Origin of the sequence: Pseudarthrobacter raffinosi, from assembly GCF_023913835.1 — a bacterium.
Classification (GTDB): domain Bacteria; phylum Actinomycetota; class Actinomycetes; order Actinomycetales; family Micrococcaceae; genus Arthrobacter; species Arthrobacter raffinosi.
Genome location: NZ_JAMXBG010000010.1, coordinates 159481 through 165884 on the forward strand (window position 1 = coordinate 159481; position 6404 = coordinate 165884).

At 66.7% G+C, this 6404-nt stretch carries 5 protein-coding genes; 1 reads left to right on the forward strand and 4 read right to left on the reverse strand.

What is annotated here, in order from left to right; all coding sequences use genetic code 11:
* Nucleotides 1–100: 100 nt before the first annotated feature.
* Nucleotides 101–1093, forward strand: a complete 993-nt coding sequence (locus NG697_RS12085) for a hypothetical protein (RefSeq protein ID WP_252614305.1) — start codon at nt 101–103, stop codon at nt 1091–1093.
* Between the two features lie 258 nt (nt 1094–1351).
* Here the strand turns inward: NG697_RS12085 and NG697_RS12090 are convergent, their stop codons facing one another.
* The 4 genes from NG697_RS12090 to NG697_RS12105 form a co-directional block, all read right to left on the reverse strand.
* Complete coding sequence (locus NG697_RS12090; protein ID WP_252614306.1) at nt 1352–3403, reverse strand: NHL domain-containing thioredoxin family protein; 2052 nt, start codon at nt 3401–3403, stop codon at nt 1352–1354.
* A complete protein-coding gene (locus tag NG697_RS12095; RefSeq protein ID WP_252614307.1) occupies nt 3403–5553 on the reverse strand; it encodes a bifunctional copper resistance protein CopD/cytochrome c oxidase assembly protein in 2151 nt (716 codons plus the stop codon). Before NG697_RS12095 ends, NG697_RS12090 begins: the two co-directional genes overlap by 1 nt.
* 118 nt (nt 5554–5671) lie before the next feature.
* Nucleotides 5672–5959 carry an HU family DNA-binding protein gene (locus NG697_RS12100; protein WP_056341443.1) on the reverse strand — a complete coding sequence of 96 codons (288 nt, stop codon included), beginning with the start codon at nt 5957–5959 and terminating at the stop codon, nt 5672–5674.
* Nucleotides 5960–6209: 250 nt separating this feature from the next.
* A partial coding sequence (locus tag NG697_RS12105) for a hypothetical protein (protein WP_252614308.1) occupies nt 6210–6404 on the reverse strand: 195 nt, incomplete at its 5' end.

Genomic DNA, 6404 nt, shown 5'->3' on the forward strand with positions numbered 1-6404 from the left:
TCCCGCCGTCGGGCGTCAGGAAAGCCGCCGCACCCTGCTACACGGGGCGGCGGCAACACCTGTGTTCAGCGGCCTTGCAGGTAACGTAAGGGAAGTGCAGATGAGTCAGGCGTTGGTGAGGATGGCAGCAGGGTGGCTGCTTGGCCTCATGCTTGCCGTGGCCGCGGCCATCGTTGGGGTCAACGTGGTGAACAATACGGTGGCCAGCCCACAGCAGCCTGTCCGGGAATATCTGGACGCCCTCCACGAGGGTGACGGTGGCAAGGCGCTGGGCCTTTTGCGGGCTATGGTGCCGCCCAGCAACGCCGCCATGCTCGACGGCACAGCGCTGCAGACTGCCACTTCCCGGCTGGCGAACGTCAGCATCGGCGAGGCGGAGGAACGCGCCGGCAACCAGGTGATGGTGCCCGTGCAGTACACAATCGATGGCAGCAAGCTTCGCACCGATTTCGTGCTGGAGAAGACCGGCACGGAATGGCTGTTCTTTAACACGTGGGCGTTTGTGCCGTCGCGGCTGCCCACGGTGGGCCTGACAGTGGTGAATGCCAGCGAAGCCAACCTCAACGGTGTCCCGGTGAACATGCCCCAAGGCAGGAATTCGTTCGCCGTGTTCTATCCGGGTGAATACGAAGCCTCCCTGAACGGTGAATACTTCGCCGCGCCCGCCACCCGCGCCACGGTGACATCCCGCGATGTCCCGGCGGCTCCGTTGAACCTGCTGACCGAGGCCACCGACCAGCTGCGGAAGGATGTGGGCGCGAAGGTCAAGGAATTCCTGGACACCTGCGCCGCCGAAGCCGTGAAGCAGCAAAAGCTGCAGCCGGACTGCCCCTTCTACTTCGCCAGCACCAACAACGTGGACGACGGCACCATCAAGTGGACCATCACGGAGTACCCGGAGATATCCATCGAGCCCTTTGGCGGCCGCTGGGTGGTTGCTCCCCTCGACGGGAAGGCCAAGGTGGAGGCGGTCCAGCAGAGTTCCTTCACGGGCGTCTGGTCCCCGCTCAACGAAGAGGTGGACTTCAGCTTCACCACCCGCCTGGACGTCGCCGGCGACACCATCAGGGTCACCCCGCTCCTGAGCTACTAGCGCCTGGGCTATCGGCGGGCCTCGTGTCACGCACAGCACGCTTTTGCCACCGGTGGGCGCGCCAGCCCCTGAGTTTCCGGGGTTCCCCCTCACGACCGGCGGCTTTAACCCCGGAAATCCGCGGCCGGGAGCTGCCTTGGCGCGCAAAAGGCTGCCCCCCCGTGACACGAGGGTCACAGAAGGCAGCCTCTGCACACCGGCTCAGCAAGCCGGCGCCGCAAAGCCGTAGCCTCTTGATCTAAACCACGGCGGCGGTGATCAGTCCATTCCGCGCAGGTCCAGGACCAACTCGGTGTCGCCGTCGTCCGTCAGGAGAACCGGGATGCCCCAGTCCTGCTGGTACAGGTGGCAGGCGGCGTGGTCCGGGATTTCGCCGTCCGCGTCCTCCGGGCCGTCGCAGGCCGCGGCGCGGGCGGTGATGTGCAGGACGCCCTCCGGAATGTCGGAAGCCAGTTCCAGCGTGCGGAGCAGCCCCACCGAGGTTCCGCCGCCGGCCACAAGCAGCTCCGGCGGCGTGGAGGAGATCTTCAGCTGCGTGGGGTCTCCCCAGCGGTCGTCGAGTTTCTGCCCGGTGGGCGCGGTGAAACGCACGGTGAGCTCGAGCAGCCCGGGGGCTACCGGGCTCTTGGGCCGGTGGGTCTGCGAGGCGCCCTCGTCCACCTGCTGGGCTTCCTTGGGGATGGGCACGTAGACCAGCTGGTGCTGGTTGGCCTCCACCACTACCAGCAGCGGTTCGGAGCCTGCGGCGTGCGTGTGGTCCACAATCACGTCGGAGGGTTCCGAGAGTCCGCGGGCCAGCGTGGACACGGTCCCGGCGGCGGGGTCGTAGCGCCGCACGGCACCGTTGTAGGTGTCCGCGATGGCAACGGATCCGTCAGGCAGGACGGTGACGCCGAGGGGGTGCTGGAGGCGTGCCTCGGACGCGGGGCCGTCGCGGAAGCCAAAGTCGAACAGGCCCTTGCCCACGGCGGTCTCCACGGTGACCGTGCCGCCGTGGTCAATGACCAGCTTGCGGAGGGCGGAGGTTTCGGAGTCCGCCACCCAGATGTTGCCGTCGGCGTCCTCGGCCAGGCCGGAGGGCTGCGCGAACCAGGCTTCGTGGGCGGGCCCGTCCAGCAGGCCCTCCAGTCCGTTGCCGGCGATAATTGCCACGGCGCCGGTGAGGGGCTCGAAGCTGAAGATCTGGTGCGTGCCGGCCATGGCGATCACCACGGCGTTGAGCTTGGTGGACCAGACGAGGTCCCACGGCGAGCTGAGGGACACCTCCAGCGGGTGCTCGCTGAGCTGGCCAGTGAAACCGGCAGCGTCCTCGTCCACCCGGGCGGGGCCGGTTTCCAGCAGGCGCTGCACGCCGTTGCCAACAATCGTTGTGGCCTTGCCGTCCGTGAGCGAGAGTCCCCGGAGGCGGTGGTTGACCGAGTCGGCAATCACGACGTCGTAGCCCGCCTTCGCTGCCACCTCTTCCGGAAGCAGCACGAGGCCCTGCGGCTCGTTGAACCGTGCGGTCGGCTCGACGGAGTCGACGGCGGCGGCCGGGCCGTCAGCGTGGCCCCTGGTACCGGAGCCGAACGTCGCCAGGACGGTCTCGAAGTCGGTGCCAAGCTCCACGAGGCGGTGGTGCCCGGTGTCGGTTACCAGCCAGGAACCGTCGGTGGCGGTATCAGCGGCGGCGGGAGTCCCGCCGTCGGACGTTCCCTGGACGCCTGAACCCTGCGCGCCTGAACCGGGTCCGGCGGAACCGCGCCCGGCGGGCAGGAACAGAGCCTTCCCGGGGAAGCGCAGCGTGCCAGAGGTCGCTTCCGGCGCCACGTACGGGCCGGAACCGCGGTGCAGCGTGCCTTTGGCCTCGTGCTCGGCGATCAGCTCGGGGATGAGCACGGCCAGGCCGTCAGCGTGGCCCTCACCGGACAGGTGCGCCACGATGTAGCCCTCGGGGTCGATGACCACCAGAGTGGGCCAGGCGCGCGCCGTGTACGCCTTCCAGGTCTCCAGCTCGGGATCGTCCAGGACGGGGTGGTGGATCTCGTAGCGTTCCACGGCGGCGGCCAGGGCCACGGGATCTGCTTCGTGCTCAAACTTGGGCGAGTGGACGCCCACGGTGACCAGGACGTCGGAGTACTGTTCCTCGAGCGGGCGCAGCTCATCCAGGACGTGCAGGCAGTTGATGCAGCAGAAAGTCCAGAAGTCGAGCAGCACGATCTTGCCGCGCAGGGCTTCGAGGTCCAGCGATTTGCCGCCGGTGTTGAGCCAGTTGCGGCCCACCAGTTCGGAGGCGCGGACCCGGAGTTGGGTGCGTACGGTTTCGCTCATCAGCGTCCTTCCAGCTTTGAGTTGCGTTCAGCCAGTCTGGCATCGCGTTCGGCCAATTTGGCAAACATATCGTTGTAAGCAGTGAGATCGGCGTCGTTATTCCTGTCGGCCGCCCGATCGGTGCGCTTGGACTCCCGGGCATCGGAGCGGGACCACATGATGGCGACGCCGATGGCCACCAGGAGCGTGGGCACTTCGCCGATGCCCCAGGCCACGGCCCCGCCCATTTGCTGGTCCAGGAGAGCGGACGGCCCCCAGGCGCGGCCAAGGTTGCCGAAGTGGTCGGCCGCCAGCAGGCTGGTGCCGCCCATGATGGCGACGCCGAAGAACGCGTGGAAGCCCATGGTCGCCAGCAGCAGGAGCAGGCGCATGGGATACGGAGCGCGGCGGGGCAACGGATCCGTGCCGATCATGCTCAGGATGAAGATGTAACCCGTAAGCGAGAAGTGCAGGATCATGAGCTCGTGGCCCACGTGGTCCCGCATGGCGAAGCCGAACGCGTCCGAGTAGTAGAACAGCACGATGGAGCCCGCGAAGTTGGCCGCCGCGAAGATGGGGTGCGTGACCAGTTGGGAGAACTTGGAGTGGATAAACACGAGCAGCCACTCGCGGGCCCCACGGGTGCCGTCGCCGCGGGCAGGCAACGCCCGCAGGGCCAGCGTCACCGGGGCGCCGAGCACCAGGAAGATGGGGGCCACCATGGTCAGCGCCATGTGGTCCACCATGTGCGCGGAGAAGAGGATCCTGCCATAGACCGACGGCGGCCCTGACGTGATGAAGGTCAGCACCAGGAGGCCGATCACCCAGTTCACGGCGCGGAACCACTGCCACTTGTCGCCGCGTCGGACCACCTTGGCGACGCCCAGGAAGTACGCCACCAGCCCGAAGAGCACCACGGCCACCCAGAGCCAGTCAAAGCGCCATTCCGTCAGCCAGCGTTCCGGCGTCAGTTCAGGCGGCAGCTCGTAGCCGGTGAGGATGAACGCCGGCGACGCGTCCGGCGCAAACGTGGTGGGCTGCGGCGGGGCCGACCGACTTAGGGCCACGGCGACGCCGGAGGTGGCTCCCATAACCATGAGTTCCGCGAGCACGAGCTGCCACAAGACGCGGCGTGAGGACATGGCCGAGCCTTTGCGGCCCAGCTGGGGGATGACCCATTGCCTGTGCATCAAACCGATGCCGCCAAGGACAAGGGTTGCCGCCGTCTTCGCGAGGATCAGTTGGCCGTAGGGGGAACCAAATAGGTCACCCCAGTTGGTGATGCGGATGCTTGCATTGATGACGCCGGAGGCAAAGACGAGCACAAACGAAAAGCCGGCCAGTGAAGAGAACCGCCGCAGCGTTGGCTCGGTGATGTCGGCGGCGGCACCGGGCTTCGAGCCGGTCAGGATTCCGGACAGCAGCGCCAGGACGATGATGCCGCCAACCCACGCGCTGACGCCCACAAGGTGCAGGCCCAGGGAGTTGATGGCGCCTTCGTGGTCCGACGAGCTTGAGGAGTGGCCGATCAGGGCGGCGGGAACCAGCCCGGCCACCGCCAGGATCAGCGTGAGGGCAAGGCCGTCCAGGGATCTGACGCCGAACAGCGCGGTGGTCACCACGGCCGCGATGATGGTCACGCTCAGCCATGCCCGGCCGGTCTCGATGTCCGTCATGAAGTACACCAGCGCGCGGGTGAACTCGGCGTCCCCGCCGACGGCCTGGCCCGCAACGTCTGAGTAAGTAAGGACCAGTACGGCCACCGCCGACAGCGTCCAGGCAGCACCCGCAGCGGCAGCAATGGCCAGGGCCCGGGCGAACGCCGGATGTTCCGGAGCATCGCCTTTGTGGGTCCGGGACCGGGGACCCGCAGCTCTGGGGAGGATGCCGACGGCGAAGATCAGTCCGCCGATCACCGTCGCCAGTGCCACGTTGTGGATGGCCTTGCTGACGGGAAGCCCCCAGCGGACCAGTGCCCCCGGGTCAGAGACCTCACGGGCCGCGGCGGCGCCGGAGAAAAGGAGTGCCGCCGTCAGTCCCAGGAAGAGGGCTGCAAGGCCCGCGAGCTGCCACGGCCGGGAAATCCCCACGACGCCGCCAGCCCTGGCCGGGGCGCCCCTGTCGGGGCCTGGCTGGGGTGCTGTGGGACGGGATTTTGCTGCAGAAGGCACCTATCCATTGTCCGCTACGGGTGCCCGCGCGGCGAATCGGATTAAAGCAGAATCGGCTTAAAGCAAAGGAGCGGCAACCCTGAGGTTGCCGCTCCTTTGCTGCTGTTGCTGAAGAAGACTACTTCTTCTTGGCGACTGCAGCCTTCAGCTTGGAGCCGGCGGTCAGCTTGACGCTGTGGCCTGCCGCGATCTGGATGGTCTCGCCCGTCTGCGGGTTGCGGCCGGTGCGTGCTGCACGGTCGGTGCGCTCAACTGCGAGCCAGCCCGGGATGGTGATCTTCTCGCCGGCGGCGACGGAAGTCTCGAATACCTCGAACAGTGCATCGAGGACGGAGTTGACGGCTGCCTGGCTGGTGCCGGCCTTGCCTGCTACCTCTGAAACAAGTTCACTACGGTTCTTAGCCATTGATGTCCTCCTGGACGGTCACGATTTCTGGAGCCTGAACGCGGCATGCGTGCAAGCCACTGTTCGAAAACTTACCAGCTTGGGCCCCCGAGGTCCGCAAATTCCGCGTGTTTCCGCCATTTTTTGACTAAAATCACCGGTTTTCCAGGGAATTGCGGGGGAATTGCGCCCTCAGCGGACGCTCTCGTAGTTCCTGGAGTGTTCCGCCGGATGCTCTCTCAGTTCGTGCGACGTTCAGCCGGACGCTCTGTCACTTCGGGTGCCGGGTTGTGTGGTGCACGACGGCGGCGGGTGTGGTGGGTGCCGCGTTTTCGGTGGGGTGCCGGGCTAGTCCTGCGTTTGGTGGGGTGTTTGTGGTGTGGTGGTTAACGTGGGAGAGCCCCCCAACCTGGTGGTTGGGGGGCTCTCGACCTGTAATGATGTTCCGGCGGTGACCTACTCTCCC

Coding starts and splice junctions, on each gene's coding strand:
- NG697_RS12100 (WP_056341443.1), bottom strand. CDS start 5,959: ATGGCTAAGAACCGTAGTGAACTTGTTTCAGAGGTAGCAGGCAAGGCC.
- NG697_RS12085 (WP_252614305.1), top strand. CDS start 101: ATGAGTCAGGCGTTGGTGAGGATGGCAGCAGGGTGGCTGCTTGGCCTC.
- NG697_RS12090 (WP_252614306.1), bottom strand. CDS start 3,403: ATGAGCGAAACCGTACGCACCCAACTCCGGGTCCGCGCCTCCGAACTG.